General features: G+C 43.5%; 16 protein-coding genes. 2 read left to right on the top strand and 14 right to left on the bottom strand.

All coding sequences use genetic code 11. The annotated features are described in order from the left end of the window. Window positions 1–822: 822 nt before the first annotated feature. A complete protein-coding gene (locus ACQKMF_RS04180) occupies window positions 823–1,014 on the top strand; it encodes a hypothetical protein (RefSeq protein ID WP_048681418.1) in 192 nt (63 codons plus the stop codon). Window positions 1,015–1,141: 127 nt separating this feature from the next. Next, on the top strand, window positions 1,142–1,612 hold the full coding sequence (locus ACQKMF_RS04175; RefSeq protein ID WP_427571881.1) for a VOC family protein: 471 nt from the start codon (window positions 1,142–1,144) through the stop codon (window positions 1,610–1,612). A 49-nt stretch (window positions 1,613–1,661) separates the two neighbouring features. Here ACQKMF_RS04175 and ACQKMF_RS04170 read toward each other — a convergent pair whose 3' ends face one another. The 14 genes from ACQKMF_RS04170 to ACQKMF_RS04105 all read right to left on the bottom strand — a co-directional run bounded on the left by ACQKMF_RS04170 (window position 1,662) and on the right by ACQKMF_RS04105 (window position 17,762). Beyond that, a complete protein-coding gene (locus ACQKMF_RS04170) occupies window positions 1,662–3,545 on the bottom strand; it encodes a S8 family serine peptidase (RefSeq protein ID WP_427571879.1) in 1,884 nt (627 codons plus the stop codon). A gap of 710 nt (window positions 3,546–4,255) precedes the next feature. Continuing rightward, entirely contained in the window at window positions 4,256–4,963 is a 708-nt protein-coding gene (locus ACQKMF_RS04165; RefSeq protein ID WP_101222746.1) for an ABC transporter ATP-binding protein, read from the bottom strand. Then, window positions 4,963–5,745, bottom strand: a complete 783-nt coding sequence (locus tag ACQKMF_RS04160) for an ABC transporter ATP-binding protein (protein WP_101222747.1) — start codon at window positions 5,743–5,745, stop codon at window positions 4,963–4,965. Before ACQKMF_RS04160 ends, ACQKMF_RS04165 begins: the two co-directional genes overlap by 1 nt. Next, on the bottom strand, window positions 5,717–6,682 hold the full coding sequence (locus ACQKMF_RS04155; protein WP_101222748.1) for a branched-chain amino acid ABC transporter permease: 966 nt from the start codon (window positions 6,680–6,682) through the stop codon (window positions 5,717–5,719). The genes ACQKMF_RS04160 and ACQKMF_RS04155 overlap by 29 nt, the downstream gene beginning before the upstream one ends. A 13-nt stretch (window positions 6,683–6,695) precedes the next feature. Further along, window positions 6,696–7,574, bottom strand: coding sequence for a branched-chain amino acid ABC transporter permease (locus ACQKMF_RS04150; protein ID WP_427571876.1), 879 nt, complete (start codon window positions 7,572–7,574; stop codon window positions 6,696–6,698). Window positions 7,575–7,737: 163 nt separating this feature from the next. Further along, window positions 7,738–8,916: an ABC transporter substrate-binding protein gene (locus ACQKMF_RS04145; protein ID WP_260358216.1), complete on the bottom strand. Its 1,179-nt coding sequence runs from the start codon at window positions 8,914–8,916 to the stop codon at window positions 7,738–7,740. Between the two features lie 724 nt (window positions 8,917–9,640). Further along, window positions 9,641–10,348, bottom strand: coding sequence for an ABC transporter ATP-binding protein (locus ACQKMF_RS04140; RefSeq protein WP_101222751.1), 708 nt, complete (start codon window positions 10,346–10,348; stop codon window positions 9,641–9,643). Then, complete coding sequence (locus ACQKMF_RS04135) at window positions 10,348–11,127, bottom strand: ABC transporter ATP-binding protein (protein WP_230176815.1); 780 nt, start codon at window positions 11,125–11,127, stop codon at window positions 10,348–10,350. Before ACQKMF_RS04135 ends, ACQKMF_RS04140 begins: the two co-directional genes overlap by 1 nt. Next, complete coding sequence (locus ACQKMF_RS04130) at window positions 11,102–12,073, bottom strand: branched-chain amino acid ABC transporter permease (protein WP_260358219.1); 972 nt, start codon at window positions 12,071–12,073, stop codon at window positions 11,102–11,104. The genes ACQKMF_RS04135 and ACQKMF_RS04130 overlap by 26 nt, the downstream gene beginning before the upstream one ends. A 13-nt stretch (window positions 12,074–12,086) precedes the next feature. Continuing rightward, complete coding sequence (locus tag ACQKMF_RS04125; protein ID WP_101222754.1) at window positions 12,087–12,965, bottom strand: branched-chain amino acid ABC transporter permease; 879 nt, start codon at window positions 12,963–12,965, stop codon at window positions 12,087–12,089. Between the two features lie 76 nt (window positions 12,966–13,041). Beyond that, window positions 13,042–14,232, bottom strand: coding sequence for an ABC transporter substrate-binding protein (locus tag ACQKMF_RS04120; protein WP_427571872.1), 1,191 nt, complete (start codon window positions 14,230–14,232; stop codon window positions 13,042–13,044). A gap of 190 nt (window positions 14,233–14,422) precedes the next feature. Continuing rightward, window positions 14,423–15,184, bottom strand: coding sequence for a tRNA threonylcarbamoyladenosine dehydratase (locus ACQKMF_RS04115; protein ID WP_101222756.1), 762 nt, complete (start codon window positions 15,182–15,184; stop codon window positions 14,423–14,425). A 111-nt stretch (window positions 15,185–15,295) separates the two neighbouring features. Then, window positions 15,296–16,402, bottom strand: coding sequence for a M20 family metallopeptidase (locus tag ACQKMF_RS04110; RefSeq protein WP_427571870.1), 1,107 nt, complete (start codon window positions 16,400–16,402; stop codon window positions 15,296–15,298). Between the two features lie 343 nt (window positions 16,403–16,745). After that, a complete protein-coding gene (locus tag ACQKMF_RS04105; protein ID WP_427571868.1) occupies window positions 16,746–17,762 on the bottom strand; it encodes an NERD domain-containing protein in 1,017 nt (338 codons plus the stop codon). Window positions 17,763–18,093: the final 331 nt, after the last annotated feature.

The following is an 18,093-nucleotide window of genomic DNA, read 5'->3' as shown; positions in this document are numbered from 1 at the left end:
GAAGTCTTATTAAATAGAGTAAACTCTTATTTGAGTACATTGCCTAGACTCTATTTCACTTTTTTTGGTTATTTTTCTCTCATTAATTATAACTATCAAATTTTCAGCAATAAAGAATATTTTTCCAATTTATTCTGACAACACTCGACATTTTTGTAATACCATCTTCGCCTTTTAAGGGGTATTTTAATATTAGGGGAGAAATTACTCACATGGCTTTACCTGATTTGGATACTGGTTAAGTGGTATAAGCAGGTGTTGAGATGGCACAAGTTGGTCGTACTTCGAAAAAAAGCTATAAAATCCAGCATCATATCAGAATCAGGTAAGATTAATTTATGATTATATTGTTTTCATGAGAAATCCTTAAGATTCAACTTGTCTTCTTACTCCTAAGGATTAAATTGTAAAGTAATTGCTTCTAATGTCTCATATGAAAGGAAAGCGCTTTCATTTATAATTATCACAAGAAAACCAAGCCGAGAGGTGTGTTCTATATGGTAGGTGAAAATGAAGGGAATTTCTTTAAAGGACTTTTGTTTGGTACATCTTTGAGCATACCGTTATGGATTTCTTTTATTGGATGGATAAAATTGATCATTAATAGTTTAATTTAGAGCCCTAGGGCTCTTTTTATTTTGCTTTGGTCGAGACGAACTCTGCGAGCATGAAAAACTATCCTAATACTAGACACGAATCCCATCAAATTTTTAACCCCATGTAAACTATGTTATGGTTTTATTTGTTTTAAGTAATGTTATTGTATTTCCAGTTTTCTTCTCTCTTTTTCGTTGTATGATAGAAAAAAAAGGAGTTTTGGGAATGATTATTCTGCAGTATATTGGAAAAGTTTTTTCATTCATGCATAAGGATATACCGGAAACTCATGTTAAATGCCATGTTTGCGCAGGTACAGGTGCCTACGATATTTATACGGATTGTCTTACCTGTAATGCAAAAGGGTTAATAAGTAAAGTTGAGTATAATAGGAGGCTTGAAGAGGGTGAGATTTAATGAATTTCATGAGTCGATATATGTAATCAAAGAAGCAGTATTGGCTATTGCTTCTTTTTTTTGTTCAAAAACGGTACCGTTTGTCCCTCCCCTTAAAAGGGTATTTTAATGATCAGGGGGGATACATATGACAGCAATTACTCATGTTGGATTGGCTGTACCTGATTTGGATGCGGCGATTAAGTGGTATGGGCAGGTGTTGGGATTCAAATTATTGGCGGGTCCCTATTCGTTTGATGCGAGTGAGGAGAATGAACAAATGACGAATGATCTTCTTGGTGGACATATTAAAAAGATGCGTAATGCTCATTTGATGGCGGATAATGGAGTGGGGATTGAGCTTTTTGAGTTTGAGGAGCCGAGAATGCCTAAAGGTGAGAGTCGCGGTTATAAGGGCTTTTTTCATATTTGCTTAGTATCGGATGATATCGAAAAGCTGGCTGATGATATTGCTGCTTCTGGCGGTAAAAGGCGAAGCGATATATGGAATACCTGGGAGAACAAGCCCTATTATTTAATCTATTGTGAGGATCCTTTCGGCAATATCATTGAGCTATACAGCCGAAGCACGGAATTGATGTATGGAAATAAAGATTGATGTAAGACCAGCCCCCAATTTATTATTGGGGGCTGCTCCAGTATTTTTATCACTTTTTAACCGTTACTTTTCTTGATTCGCTAACGTTTTTCGCCTTGTCTTTGGCAAAGGTATAAAGGTTCTGCCCGGCTTTTTGCTTAGGAATTCTTACCGAGAATGTGCCTTTAGTCGTTGCTGTGGCAGAGCCGATCACTTTTTTTGATGCTTTGATGGATACTGTGGAGTTGGCCTCTGCTTTGCCGGTTACTATTGTCGTTTTTGTCGTTACTGTGTTGACCGTCGGTTTACTTGGTGCTGTTTTGTCTGCAACGGTCACGGTTTTGATCGAGCTAACATTTCCTGCTTTATCGGTTGCTGTAACAGATAGGACTTTTCCGGCTTTTTGTTTTTTTGACATCGTTACGGTGAAATTCCCTGCGCTGTTCGAATTTGCTTTGCCTAGAACTGTACTGCCAGTTTTGACAGTGACGGAAGAGCTCGCTTCCGCTTTGCCGGTTACTTTTACGGTATTGTCACCTACCGTATTTACCGATGGTCTTGCTGGAGCCGTTTTATCTGCCACTTTAAATGAAACTGGTATACTTTTATTTCCCGATTTATCGATGACCCTAGTAGAGATGGTCGTTCCGGCTGTTTGTTTTGCGATAATCGCCGCAAAAGTTTTTTCGCCGTTGATTTTCACTGTGGCGAGTTGTTTATTACCGGTATAAATGGAGACGGTCCCCGTTTTGAAATCGGTCGGGATTTTCCCATTTATCTTGTTGTCCTTATCGGATATTGCTGTCACGGCCGGTTTGGTCAGCGTTTTCATTTCCAGTGCTTTTTTGGCATTTACCCGCCCGTTTCCATAGTAGATGTCTTTCCCTTTTGCACCTAGGTCCACGGCTGAATCATAGAGGCGGTATTCGACCTCCTTTGTGTTGAGTTTGGGCTCATGGGACCAAATCAGTGCCGCTACACCCGCCACCATCGGCGTGGCCATCGATGTTCCGCTCATCCAGCCGTATTTACCATAAGGCAGGGTCGAAAGGATATCATCTCCAGGGGCCGCGATATCGACTGTTGAATGGTAGTTGGAATAACTGGGACGCTTGTCACTTGAGTTAGTGGCAGCAACGGAAATGACATGGCTGAATGCGGCTGGGTACACACGCTGTACATTTTTCCCCATATCCCCTTCATTCCCGGCAGCCGCGACGATCAGAACGCCTTTTTTATAGGCTTCCTGGACAGCCTTGTTCAAGGCCTCCGAATAACTGGTGTCTCCTAAACTCATATTGATGATGTTTGCCTTTTGCTGAACGGCATAATGTATCGCTTCAATGATATCGGCCGTATCGGCATACTCCCCATCAAAGACATTGATCGGCATTAGTTTAACGTTCGGGGCAACACCCGTTCCGCCTATGCCATTGTTCGCAGAACCGGCAATGATGCCTGCGATATGCGTTCCATGCGCCCCTTTTGGGACGATATGCTTCCGATTGCGTATCGTATCATAGGCATTGACGATTCTCCCTTTTAAATCTTCGTGGTTGCGATCGATGCCGTCGTCAATGATGGCCACGATCAATTCCTTCGAGCCCATTGATTTTGTCCACGCAGCACTCGTACCAAGCCTTTTATGATGCCACTGGTCTATGTAGGCTGGATCGTTCGGACTATCCATCTTCTTGAAAAGATAATTTGGTTCTGCATATTCCACATTCTTCTGTTCTTCAAGTTCCTCGATCAGGTTGTCGGTTGTTTCCCCTTTAGGAACCTCCACCTTTTCTATCAACTCGTTGATCGGCTCATCGTTTTCCTCTTTATACTTGACGATGACGCCATCAGATTGCGGCGTTTCTTCTGCAGAAGCAAAATCTGGCTGGTAGATTGGCAAAATCATAAACAATAATAATACCGGCAATATGCCCTGAATAAATTTGTGCATACAATCACTCCAAAAAATATGATTAAGAATAGCTTTTGATGCGGTTTGATCATGAACCAATTCTACTATTATTCCTAACTAGATTGTATACCGTCTGATTTGGATTTACTAACCTTTTTATCTAGTTAAATTAACTTATTTGCACAACAAAAAAACCGCTATGAAGCGGCTTCAGCTTGTCGACAAAATGGGGTCTACCTAAATCTTAAAACAAAGCGGTTGACTGTAGGTAATAATTTTACTGTAAAATTTGCACTTTGATTTCCACTCCAGGCACTCGCTTTCCGCGGGCGGTCCGGGAGCCTCCTCGGCGCTTCGCGCCTGTGGGGTCTCCCCTGGACTCGCTTTTCCCGCAGGAGTCTCGTGCCTTCCGTTCCAATCAACTTCGCTTGAAAAATTCAGACAGAAGCCCTTTTGTCTAATAAAGGAAGTTCCGATTGGTCTAATCCTAAACTATGATTTTAAAACAAGACTAAATTATTCTTCATGTTTTTTTACTGTAATCCTTATTGGATTGAAGAAATTTGCGACACTCCTGCCGAATTACTGGCTAGCCGAGACACCGCAGCCGCTAGCGAGGAGGCTTGGCAGGCAGTCGGCGGAAAGGGAGCGGATTTCTGAAATCAACTGGTACTTTTTTCAATAAAAAACTGCAGGTAAACTCGCTTTTCCTCGAGTTCGTCTGCAGTTTGTAACCGCTATAAAGCGGTTTAATGTCCGCCTAAATAGGCATTCTTGATTTCTTCGCTTGCGGTCAGTTCCTCTGATTTGCCTGATAGGACAATTCGGCCGGTTTCGACAACATAGGCTCTGTCCGCGATGGATAGTGCTAAGTTGGCATTTTGTTCGACCAGCAGAATCGTCGTACCCGTTTTGTTGATTTCTTCGATGATATTAAAGATTTGCTTCACCAATAATGGCGCGAGTCCCATGGATGGCTCGTCCAATAACAGGAGCCTTGGCTTGGCCATGAGTGCCCTGCCCATTGCGAGCATTTGCTGTTCCCCGCCGGAAAGTGTTCCGGATTGCTGTTTCAGGCGCTCTAGCAAACGCGGGAATAATTCATAGACTTTCTCCATATCCTGCTTGATGCCTGCCTTATCCTTACGTAAATAAGCACCTAGCTGAAGGTTTTCTTCGACGGTCATGTTAGCAAATACCCGCCGGCCTTCAGGGACATGGGAAATGCCCATTTTCACGATGGATTGTGCTGCCTTTCCGCCGATGGATTGCCCTTCGTATACGATCTTCCCTTGTTTTGGTTTTAATAGGCCGGAAATGCTTTTCAGCAGCGTGCTTTTCCCGGCTCCGTTTGCCCCGATCAGGGTTACGATTTCGCCTTCGTTAATAGAAAGCGAGATTCCTTTCAAGGCTTGAATGTTTCCGTAATAGACGTTGATGTCCTCGATTTTTAACATTATGAAACCTCCTCGCCCAGATAGGCCTCGATGACTTTTGGATTGTTACGGATTTCCTCTGGCTTTCCTTGAGCGATCAGTTGTCCGTGATCGAGTACATATATGCGTTCGCAAACACCCATGACGAGCGGCATATCATGTTCTATCAATAATACGGTCAAATCAAATTTCTCACGGATGAGTGCAATCAGGTTCATGAGCTCATGCGTTTCCTGAGGGTTCATCCCCGCAGCCGGTTCATCCAGCAAAAGCAGTTTCGGGTTGGCTGCAAGTGCACGGGCGATTTCCAAACGTCTTTGTTTACCATATGGCAGGTTCTTCGCCTTTTCATCCTTATATTGATCAAGGTTGAAAATCTTCAGGAACTCAATCGCCTTTTCATCCATTTCCTTTTCGCCTTTAAAATGGATCGGCATGCGGAAGATCGAACTTAAGATATTATGTTTCGAAAGCGAATGATAGGCAACTTTTACATTATCGATCACGGATAGTTCACTGAATAAACGAATGTTCTGGAATGTCCGGCTGATACCTTTTTGCGTGATTTTATATGGAGGCAGTTTTCTTAAGTTCTCACCTTCCAAAGAAATTGTGCCCTCCGTCGGGACGTAAACTCCTGTCAGCAAGTTAAAGAAAGTCGTTTTTCCAGCGCCGTTCGGCCCGATCAAGCCAATCAGTTCTCCTGGATATAACTCGACGTTAACATCGGAAACGGCTTTAAGACCCCCGAACTGGATGCCGACTGAATCGACTTTAAGCAGCGGTGTTTTTATTTTTTTCATGGCTGCTTCCTCCTTTACGTTTGAACATGGATGTTATTTCTTTTGTCCCCATTAAGCCTTGTGGACGATAAAGCATCATCACGATTAGCACAAGGCTGTAGATGATCATTCGTGTTTCCGGATAATCCTGCAGGAAAGTCGTGACAACCGTCAATAATATCGCGGCCAATACGGCACCGGAAAGACTTCCAAGTCCGCCAAGCACGACTAGGATCAAAATATCAAATGATTTCAAGAATCCGAAGTTCGATGGCTGGATGATATAGAAATTATGAGCGTAAAGTCCTCCCGCAATACCGGCAAAAAAAGCACCGATCGCAAAGGCGACAACTTTATAATACGTCGTGTTGATTCCCATCGAATCGGCAGCCGTTTCGTCCTCGCGGATCGATATGCAGGCCCTGCCGTGGGTCGAGCTAGTAAAGTTTCGGATGACGATGATCGTTACGATAACGGAAGCGAATACCCACGGCCAAGTGGTCAAATGGGAAACCTGCATGCCGCTCGCCCCGCCGACATAATCGATATTCAAAAGCATGATCCGGACGATTTCACCAAAACCAAGGGTCGCAATCGCCAGGTAGTCACCTTTTAAGCGTAAGCTTGGAATTCCGATGATCAAGCCTGCCAGCGCTGATGCCAAACCGCCGACTATCAATGCCGCATAAAATGGCATTTCCAGCTTCATCGTCATAACGGCTGAAGCATAGGCACCGACTGCCAGGAATCCGGCATGTCCGATGGAGAACTGTCCGGTTATCCCGATGATCAAATGCAGGCTCGCTGCCAGAATGATATTGATCCCGATGAACATGAGCGTATTTTGATAAAAAGGATTTAGCGATCCGCCGCCGATTAACACTTGAACTGCGGCGAAAAAGATCAATGATAGTGAAATCGAGAGCCAAAAACCTTTTGCTCGCTTAATTGTAGTCATTGCTTTGTCTCCCCTATACTTTTTCTTTTTTGTTTTTACCGAATAAGCCTTGTGGCATGAAAATCAAGATAAGAATCAGTACGACGAAGGCTACAGCATCACGCCATAATGAGTAACCGGCGGCACTGACCAAAGCTTCGATGACACCTAGCAATAGGCCACCGACCATCGCGCCCGGTATAATCCCGATCCCTCCAAGTACGGCGGCAACGAATGCCTTCAATCCCGGAAGCACACCCATGAGCGGCTCGATCTTAATATAGTAAATACCGAAAATGACGCCCGCTGCCCCAGCCAATGCGGAACCGATTGCAAAGGTGGCAGAAATCGTGTTATTGACATTTATCCCCATCAGTTTGGCTGCATCCGCGTCAAAGGAAACGGCACGCATCGCTTTTCCTATTTTTGATTTATGAACGATGATTTGAAGGATGATCATCAGCACTACAGCCACTCCAAAAATCAAAACCGATTGACTATTGATGGAAACTCCAAAAATATTGAACTTGTCTGTAGGCAATACATCATTCGGATAAGCTTCCGGCTGTGCACCGCGGACGTAGATGAATCCGTATTCGATCAAAAGGGAAACACCGATGGCAGTGATAAGCGCAGCAATACGTGTTGCGTTACGCAATGGCTTGTACGCGATACGCTCGATCAATACACCAAACAGCGCACAGACCGTCATCGAGATTAATAGGGCGGGCACGAATGACAGATCCAGGACCGTTATCGAGTAAAACCCAACGAATGAGCCGACCATGAATACATCGCCATGTGCGAAGTTTATCAATTTAACAATCCCGTAAACCATCGTATATCCGAGAGCGATAAGGGCATAAATACTTCCTAGTGAAACCCCGTTTATTAACTGTTGTATCAATTCCATGTTCGACTCTCCTTGAAAATCTAATTTTATGATTGGTTGGTCCAGACTCTTTTCATTCCGCTTAGGGGAAGATCAGCGACCTGGCATGCTTGAAAAATGAGAATTCGCCAGCACCTTCTTATTTATGAAGGGCCGGCGAAAGGGTTGGAGTTGTTCTCCGAAATTAAGGATTGATTTTCGTGTTGAATACTTGTTTTCCCTCTTTAAACTCAAGGATGGTAGCAGATTTGATTGGATTATGTTTTTCATCCAATGTGAATGTACCCGTTACAAGCTCAAGGTCAGCCGTTTTTTCCAGCGCTTCTTTGATTTTTTCCGAATCCGCTGATCCAGCACGTTTAATCGCGTCTGCAAGGAAGTATCCTGTGTCATATCCTAGAGCGTTAAATGCATCCGGGGATTTATCTTTGTACTTCGCTTTAAATGCAGACACAAAATTCTGAATTTTCTCATCAGGGTCACCTGAAGAATAATGGTTCGTGATGAACGTATTATTTAGAGCTTTTGTACCAGCAATTTCAACTAGCTTAGGAGAATCCCAGCCGTCGCCGCCCATGAAAGGAACGTCAAGTCCAGTTTCACGTGCCTGCTTCACGATAAGACCAGCTTCCTCATAGTAACCAGGAAGGAAAATGAAATCAGGTTTTGCCGATTTCAAACGAGTCAATGTGGAACGGAAATCAGTATCCTTCGCGATGTAAGCTTCCTCAGCAACGATTTTTCCGCCATTTTTTTCGAATTGTTCTTTAAAGGCTGCAGCTAATCCTTTTGAATAATCACTTGAGCTGTCAATATAGATGGCTGCACTTTTCGCTTTGATTTCTTTAGTGGCAAAGTTCGCAGCTACCGTCCCTTGGAATGGATCGATGAAGCTTGTCCTGAAAACGTAATCGTTCAATTTATCCTTGCTGAAAGTGATTTCAGGGCTTGTACCGGAAGGTGAGATGACCGGCACTTTATTATCTTGGGCAATCTGTACTTGTGCAATCGAGTTCGTGCTTGTCGCCGCACCTACGATTGCTGCAACCTGATCTTGTGATGTCAGCTTGATCGCTCCGCTAGTCGCTTCTGACGCTTCTGATTTATTATCGACTTTAATAAGTTTGATTTTTTTACCGTCAATGCCTTCTTTATTTATTTCTGCAGTCGCAAGCTCCAGACCTTCTGCAATCGATTGTCCATATGAAGCAACACCGCCTGATAATTCAAGGTTGACACCGATTTTTATCGTATCTCCATCTCCGCCTGATTTTTCTGATGAACCAGAGCTGGAACAACCGGCTAGCACTCCTGCAGCAAGTGTTAGAGAAAGGAATGCACCTGCTAGTTTTTTCTTTTTCATAAATAATCCCCCCGTTTTGTAATCATCGCTCTGATGCATGAATATTTATTCAAGATGCCTCAGAAAAAGTTGATTAGATGAAATTTTTGAAATTAAATTAATATTTCGAAAAATAGTTTACCGCATAATTTTCATTCCGTCTATATAATAATTGTGAGAAGATTGCGCCAAATAGGATATTTTTCACAGGAAGTGCTATATCATTTTTATCTTTATATATTTTAAATATTGCGAAAACAGGTGTTATAATCAGAAAAAACTGATAATTTAATTATATTAATATTACAAATCCCTTATTTACTGCTCAAAAAAATTTATTCATTTCCTTATTTTTTTCATCCTTTTAATTACATTTTTACCAAAATAGAAGTATATTGATAGGGAATTAAACCCAGTTTTCTTGATCTTTTTTAGTCTTAATTCCTATATCAAAATTGAATAATACTATATTGGATGTATAAAATCATGCATGAAGATCCTCTGCTTTTTTTTCTTTCTGTATATTTTGCATAACCCGATCATCAAACAAAAAAACCGCCAAACGGCGGTTCATGACTGTAGCCAAACTCGATAATAATTGATTTTTGTATAATTCGACCGTTGATATCCACTGCAGGCACTCGCTTTCCGCTGGCGGTCCGGGAGCCTCCTCGGCGCCCTTTGCGCTTGTGGTGTCTCCATCGGTTGCACTTTTCCCGCAGGAGTTAATTTATGAAACGGAGGTTCAATGTCCTCCTAAATAGGCCATTTTTATTTCTTCACTTGAAGTGAGTTCCTCGGCATTGCCCGACAGGACGATTCGGCCCGTTTCAACTACATAAGCCCGATCTGCAATCGATAATGCAAGGTTGGCGTTTTGCTCGACCAAAAGGATCGTTGTTCCGGTCTCACTGATTTCCTGGATGATGTTGAATATTTGCTTCACCAGAAGCGGTGCAAGGCCCATCGAAGGTTCATCGAGCAGTAATAACCGTGGTTTGGCCATTAAGGCCCGGCCCATTGCAAGCATTTGCTGTTCACCGCCTGAAAGCGTGCCAGCCTGCTGTTTGATTCTCTCCAGCAGCCTAGGAAATAGCTCGTATACCTTTTCCATATCCTTATGGATGCCATCTTTGTCTTTCCGCAAATAAGCCCCTAGCTCCAGGTTTTCGGCTACCGTCATGTTGGCAAAGACACGTCGTCCTTCAGGTACATGGGATATGCCCATTTTCACGATGGACTGTGCAGCTTTTCCTCCAATCGGCTCGCCTTCGAACAGAACTTTTCCTTGCTTTGGTTTTAACAGACCGGATATCGTTTTGAGCAGCGTGCTTTTTCCCGCTCCGTTCGCCCCGATCAAGGTCACGATCTCTCCCTCGTTTATCTCCATGGAAACCCCTTTTAACGCTTGGATATTGCCATAATAAACATTGATGTCCTCTATTTTCAGCATCAGGAAACCTCCTCCCCTAGATATGCCTCGATGACCTTTGGATCGTTGCGGATTTGTTCCGGCTTTCCGTGAGCGATAAGCTGTCCATGATCAAGAACGTAAATCCGTTCGCATACCCCCATGACAAGTGACATATCATGCTCGATGAGCAACACGGTAAGGTTGAATTCCTTCCGGATAAAAGCAATGAGATTCATTAATTCTTTCGTTTCGTGCGGGTTCATCCCGGCTGCGGGTTCGTCCAGTAAAAGAAGTTTCGGATTGGCGGCAAGGGCACGCGCGATTTCCAGCCGCCTTTGCTGTCCGTATGGAAGATTCTTCGCTTTTTCATCCTTAAAATGGTCAAGATTGAAAATCCTCAGGAATTCCAGCGCCTTTTCATCCATTTCCTTTTCCCCGGAAAAATGTCCCGTCAGCCGGAATATGGAGCTTGGAATTCCATGCTTGGCAAGCGAGTGGTAAGCAACCTTCACGTTATCGATCACGGATAACTCACTGAAAAGGCGAATGTTTTGAAAGGTCCTCGAGATCCCTTTTCGGGTAATTTTATAAGGCGGCTGCTTATTTAGATTTTCCCCGTTCAAGGCAATCGTTCCTTCTGTTGGAACATACACACCCGTCAATAAATTGAAGAAGGTCGTTTTCCCAGCTCCATTCGGCCCGATCAGGCCTACAAGTTCCCCTGGAAATAATTCCACATTCACATCGGACACAGCTTTCAAACCGCCAAAACGGATACCCACCGAATCTACTTTAAGCAACGGTATTGTGGCTTCCATCCTTTGGGCCCCCTTTCGTTTTTTTATTTGTGAACAATGCCGTGATTTCTCTTGTTCCCATTAAACCCTGCGGGCGGAAAATCATCATCAGGATCAGGACAAGGCTGTAGATGATCATTCTCGTTTCCGGATAATCCTGAAGGAATGTCGTCACGATCGTCAGTAAAATTGCGGCCAAAACCGAACCTGAAAGACTTCCAAGACCGCCAAGTACGACGAAAATCAGAATATCGAAGGATTTTAGGAAACCGAAATTCGATGGCTGGATAATATAGAAATTATGGGCATAAAGCGATCCGGCGATTCCGGCAAAAAAGGCTCCGATGACGAAAGCCGCCACTTTATAATAGGTCGTATTGATTCCCATCGCATCAGCGGCCGTTTCATCTTCCCTTACGGATATGCATGCCCTTCCGTGAGTCGAATTGGTGAAATTCCGGATGACTAAGACGGTGATCATCACACAGGCAAAAACCCATGGCCAAGTAGTCAGGTGGGATACCTGCATCCCGCTTGCCCCGCCTACATAATCAATATTCAAAAGGACGATCCGGACGATTTCCCCAAATCCAAGCGTAGCTATCGCCAGGTAATCCCCCTTCAGGCGCAAGCTCGGTACCCCGATCACCATGCCCGCAACAGCTGCTATTACGCCGCCAGCCAATACAGCTATGATGAATGGAAGTTCCAGCTTCATTGTCATGACTGCCGAAGCATAGGCCCCTACCGCTAAAAAACCTGCATGCCCGATCGAGAACTGTCCGGTTATTCCAATGATTAAATGCAGGCTCGTCGCCAGCATGATATTGATGCCGATGAACATGAGTGTGTTGATATAAAATGGGTTGAGCATACCGCTTGAAATGGTGTACTGCATGATTCCGAAAAAAATAAGTGCGAGCACAATCGAGAGCCAAAAACCCTTTGAATTCTTTAAAGTAGTCATCGCCATGTCTCCCCTATACTTTTTCTCTTTTATTTTTACCGAACAGACCCTGCGGCAAGAAAATCAAAATCAAGATAAGTACAACGAAAGCCACACCATCGCGCCATAATGAATAACCGGCAGCACTGACCAAAGCCTCGATAACTCCAAGCAGCAGACCGCCGACCATCGCGCCAGGAATGATGCCGATGCCGCCCAAGACTGCTGCAACAAATGCTTTAAGGCCAGGAAGGACACCCATCAACGGCTCGATTTTAATATAGTAGATTCCAAAAATGACACCAGCCGCCCCTGCAAGGGCCGAACCTATGGCGAATGTAGCTGAAATCGTATTATTCACATTGATTCCCATCAGCTTAGCCGCTTCGGAATCGAATGAAACGGCACGCATCGCTTTGCCGATTTTGGTTTTATGGACAACGAATTGTAGGATGATCATTAATATGATGGAAACAGATAAGATCAATATCGATTGACTGCTGATGGAAACTCCCAATATATCGAGTTTATCCATCGGAAGGACGTTATTTGGATAGGCTTCCGGCTGGGCGCCCCGGATGTAAATCAGCCCGTTTTCTATCAGAAGGGAAACACCGATGGCCGTTATCAAGGCCGCGATCCGTGTTGCATTACGAAGGGGTTTATAAGCAATGCGTTCAATTAAAACGCCAAAGATGGCACATGAGACCATCGAAATCAATAAAGCTGGGATGAAGGATAAGTCCATTACGGTAATGGCGTAAAAACCTACAAATGAACCGACCATGAATACGTCTCCATGGGCGAAGTTTATAAGCTTGACGATTCCATATACCATCGTATAACCAAGCGCGATCAAAGCATAAATGCTTCCGAGTGAAATGCCATTTACCAATTGCTGAATCAGTTCCATATTGCACTCTCCCCGTTAAGGTGTTTTTTAAGTGAATATAGAATAGGGGGGACTTGCCCCCTATCCACGTAAGGTATTATGGATTGATTTTTGTTTTGAATGTTTGTTTGCCATCTACATATTCCAAGATGGTCGCCGATTTGATCGGATCATGGTTTTCATCGAGGTTCAACGTTCCAGAAACTAATTGAAGATCTTTGACATCTTCCAACGCTTGTCTGATTTTTTCGGGAGAAGCATCACCAGATCTCTTGATGGCATCAGCCAGGTAGTAGCCAGTGTCATAGCCAAGTGCGGCAAAGGCATCCGGTGTTTTATTGTATTCCTTTTTGAAGGCTGCAACGAAATCCTGGATTTTTGCATCTTCATCTTCCGGAGAATAGTGATTCGTGATAAAGGTATTTTTCAAAGCCTCAGCTCCGGCAATTTCAACGACCTTCGGGGAATCCCAGCCGTCCCCGCCCATGAATGGAAGGTCTATGCCGTCTTCACGAGCCTGTTTTAAGATCAATCCGACTTCCTCATAATAACCAGGAAGGAAAACGAACTCCGGTTTTGCGGATTTGATACGTGTCAATGTAGAGCGGAAATCAGTATCTTTAGTTACATAAGCTTCTTCCGCCACGATTTTACCGCCCTTGGCAGTGAACGCTTCTTTAAAAGCTGCGGCCAATCCCTTGGAATAATCACTTGCACTATCCACATAGATCGCAGCCGTCTTTGCCCCTATTTCGTCAGTTGCGAAATTGGCTGCCACCGTACCTTGGAATGGATCGATAAAGCACGTCCTGAACACATAATCATTTAATTTTCCAGCTTTGTTGGTGATGTCGGGATTTGTTGCAGTTGGTGTGAGTAGAGGAACTTGATTATCTTGTGCGACCTGAACCTGTGCCAATGTATTAGTGCTTGTCGCAGATCCGACTACAGCCACAACCTTGTCCTGGCTGACCAGCTTGATCGAACCGCTTGTAGCTTCTGCAGCATCTGATTTATTATCAACCTTAACGATTTCCAGTTTTTTACCGTCGATGCCCTCTTTATTAATCTCATCGATGGCCAGTTGCAAACCATCGGCAGCCGATTGGCCGAATGATGCCGTGCCTCCGGACAATTCAAGGTTGGCCCCAATTTTGATCGTGTCACCCGAGTTTGATGAACCCCCGCCTGAACTGCTAGTTTTCGAGTCGCCGCCACTACAACCTGCCAGCGCCCCTGCAACCAATGAAAGTGATAGAAACACTCCTGCTAGCTTTTTCTTCTTCATTTGAAACCCCCTTGTTTTGTATGTTCTTTTAAACAAATAGAATATCTGAATAAAAATAATATTCTGAAAACAAGTTTATCTCATTCTTTCGACCCCGTCTATATGATATGGATAAAAAAGTTATTAAAAGGGAATATCTACTATTCGACACAAAAAAACTGACCCTTTATAGAGTCAGTTAACTTTCTTATCAATCGTTTACCCGGCGAACTTCAATGTCTTTTAAAATATCATTGATCACCCAGCTAGCTGCAATCAAGCCCGCTACGGATGGTACGAAAGCATTCGAAGATGGCGGCATTTGCGCTTTCCGGATTTTTGCCTCATCATTGCCGACTTCTTTTCGGACATCCTCACGAATGACAATAGGGCTCTCGTCGGAAAAGACAACCGGGATTCCCTTTGTTATGCCCTCTTTACGCAATCTAGTGCGAATGACCTTGGCAAGCGGATCGGTATGCGTTTTGGAGATATCGGCAATTTGAAAACGCGTCGGGTCCATCTTATTAGCGGCACCCATGCTTGAAATCACCTTGATATTCCGTTTCAGGCATTCCTTCATCACATGAATTTTATAAATGACCGTATCGGATGCATCAATGACATAGTCCAGGCCATAACTGAAGAATTCCTCAAACGTTTCTTCTGTATAGAACATTTTAAGAGCGATCACTTCGCAGTCGGGATTGATGTCTTGAATGCGGTTTTTCATCAATTCCGCTTTCGGCTGACCGACTGTTGATAATAGAGCATGGATCTGCCTGTTTACATTCGTGATGTCGACATCGTCTTTATCCACAAGAATAATACGGCCTACCCCCGTACGTGCCAAAGCTTCGGCTGAAAAGGAACCAACGCCTCCTACACCCAGGACAGCAACGGTCGTGTTTTTCAGAATATCGATTCCTTCCTTGCCAATTGCCAATTCATTTCGTGAAAACTGATGCAGCATATATATTCAACTCCAATAAATTCTGTTCTTATTTAGCTTCCCAATAAACAATATATCATAAACATCATTTATGACAAGTGAAATATGAGCAGTCTAATCGGAATTAGTGCACTAGGTCATTTTTGATAATTTTTGAAGGACGGTAGCCAAAAGGAGCGTCCTTTCCGTCAGGCTCGGAATTTCCAAATACTCCTCTTCACTATGTGCATTTCCTCCAATGGGCCCGAGTCCATCCACTGTAGCGATTCCCAATTCAGAAGTGATGGAAGCATCCGAGCCTCCACCCGTGGCCGTATCCGTGATTTCGATGCCGATTTCCTTCCCAGCCTGACGGATCGTCTCTAAAAGCAAGTTCGATTTCTCATTCTTTTCCATGGGAGACCGGTCCATTTTTCCGCTTAATGTCGTTTTCGTTCCGGGAATATAGGTTTCTGCACAGATTTTTTTCAGCTGCTTGAGAACGGTGCCTTCCTGCTTTTTTTCCGAAATCCGCACATCGACGAAGGCAGCCGCATGGGAAGCGATCATATTGACAGCGGAGCCTCCTTCAATTTTGCCGACATTAACGCTGATTCCTTTCTTTTGATCATTCAATAGGTGTAAGGCGATGATCTTATGGGCCAATTCTTCAATTGCACTTCGTCCCTTTTCCGGTTCGATCCCCGAATGGGCAGCAACTCCCATAATATCGACTTTAAACTGACCGCAGCCCCTTCTTGCCGTGACAAGCGAACCGTCCGTCCTTGCCGGTTCAAGAATTAACGCAAACTTCTTACCTGCCGCCTTTTCCGAGATGAGTGAAGCGGACGACGGAGACCCGATCTCCTCATCACTATTAAGAATGATTTGGATATGCTTATAGCCTGTCTGCCCCGTCTGTTTCAAGCAATGGATCGCATAAAATAACTCAACCAAGCTAGACTTCATATCCGCCACACCAGGACCGTATGCCCGATTTCCTTTCACCTTAAAAGGACGTTTTTGCGCTGTCCCCTCCGGAAACACCGTATCCATATGGGCAACGATCAAAATATGCGGTTGATTCGCCTCCCGATGCTGGATGACCAGCTGATTGCCATAATTCTGTTGCTCAACGGTATCCACAATAAAATCCAGACTTTCAAATTTCGTTTTTAAAATCGAACCAATTTCATCAATACCTTTTTTCGTATGAGAACCACTATCTATATTCACTAGCCGCTCCACTAATTGAAGCATTTCCTTCCTCTTTGCATATAATAAATCTTTCAAAGCCCTCACTACTTTCTATCCTTGGCTGAATATTGCTCAACCTTACTATAATTTACGAATCTATATTGCCGAATGTTACTTAAATGGGAAGATTTGAAGTATATTCGAGGGTATTTGGGTTTTATTCGTTAGATTGGGGTGTTTACTCGTGAGATTGGGCCATTTACTTGTGAATTTGGCTCGTTTACTCGTGAGTTTGCGCCATTTACTCGTGAGTTTGCGCCATTTACTTGTGAATTTGGCTCGTTTACTCGTGAGTTTGCGCCATTTACTCGTGAATTTGGCTCGTTTACTCGTGAGTTTGCGCCATTTACTCGTGAATTAATCCATCAAGTCTATAAGCTCTATTTTTAAATTGACCCGAATAAGGCAATTCCAGTGCAGACAGCATCCGCTGCATGATATCAATTGAATCTATTTGTAAAAAGAGCCGAGCTTGTTTATTCGTAATATTGGGTTTTATGAGGAGAGCAAAATCACGAAGAGTTTTAATGTGGGCATCTTTGGAGGCGTAAGAACAGTGACTGCAAGACCATTTGCCCCAGTGATATTGCATATGGAGAGCAGAGCATTCAGGACATTGAACGCTTTTTAGCAGATCTTGCTCATCGATCTGATACAAATCGAGTATATCAGGATTATGCGGAGTGTTTTTTTGCAGAATCGTGTTCGAAAGTCTATTGCTCTGTCTTTGGGTTAATGGCTTAGAAGAATACTTTTCATCGAGAGTATGAATTTTGGAGATCAGGGTTTCTTTTCCCGTGATTTTTTTGAGAATGGGGGTAAAACCTGGGGTAGTCCTGATGATGGTATTCGAGTTTGCATTGGCAATGAGCGTTTCAATCGGCAGCGAGGGGAATTTGTGAAAAGTAAGCCAATCATTAAATCGGGATTTTTGCACTTCAACCTGTATCAGCGGATCTAGATAAGCTTGTTCCTGTCCATCTTTTGTCCGAATCAATTGGGGATAGGTGCGGTCAAAATAGAGCGTTCCAGCAAAGTTTTTCACTTCAATGATGATGCCGTAATTCCAGGTGATTATTAGGAAATCCATTTGAAAATAACGGCTCCCGTCGTAGCCTAACCTCAAATCATGAAATACTCGATATTCTTTCGGAAGATTCTTCAGTTCTTTTCCGATACTCCACTCCCCGTTAAATCCTGTACGGATTTTCCGGAGATCGTTCCTTATTCTTTCCTGTTTTGGATGATTTGCTGATAGCCTCCTGCTTAATGCCTCCAGTTTGAGCATTTTCATAGGCCTTTCACACGGTTTTAGCATCCATATATCAACTCCTTCTCCTTTAGCTTCTTTGTTAATGCCCATTATTCCTGCCAAAATACTGAAATCAGGCGTTTTACCGTGAGTTTGCTCGGTTTATTTCTTGAGATTTATAGCTCAGTCGGACGTTATCGTCATTTACGCGTGAGTTTACGCCATTTACTTGTGAGTTCGCACTATTTACTCGTGAATTTACGCCATTTACTTGTGAGTTCCCTCCATTTACTCGTAAATATACGTTTTACTCGTGAATTCACGCCTTTTACTCGTGAGTTTACGTCATTTACTTGTGAGTTCGCACTATTTACTCGTGAATTTACGCCATTTACTTGTGAGTTCCCTCCATTTACTCGTAAATATACGTTTTACTCGTGAA

The organism is Peribacillus sp. NPDC101480 (assembly GCF_050277335.1).
GTDB lineage: Bacteria > Bacillota > Bacilli > Bacillales > DSM-1321 > Peribacillus.
The sequence above is the reverse complement of the archived record's forward strand: the minus strand, read 5'-3'. Positions and strand labels throughout refer to the sequence as shown.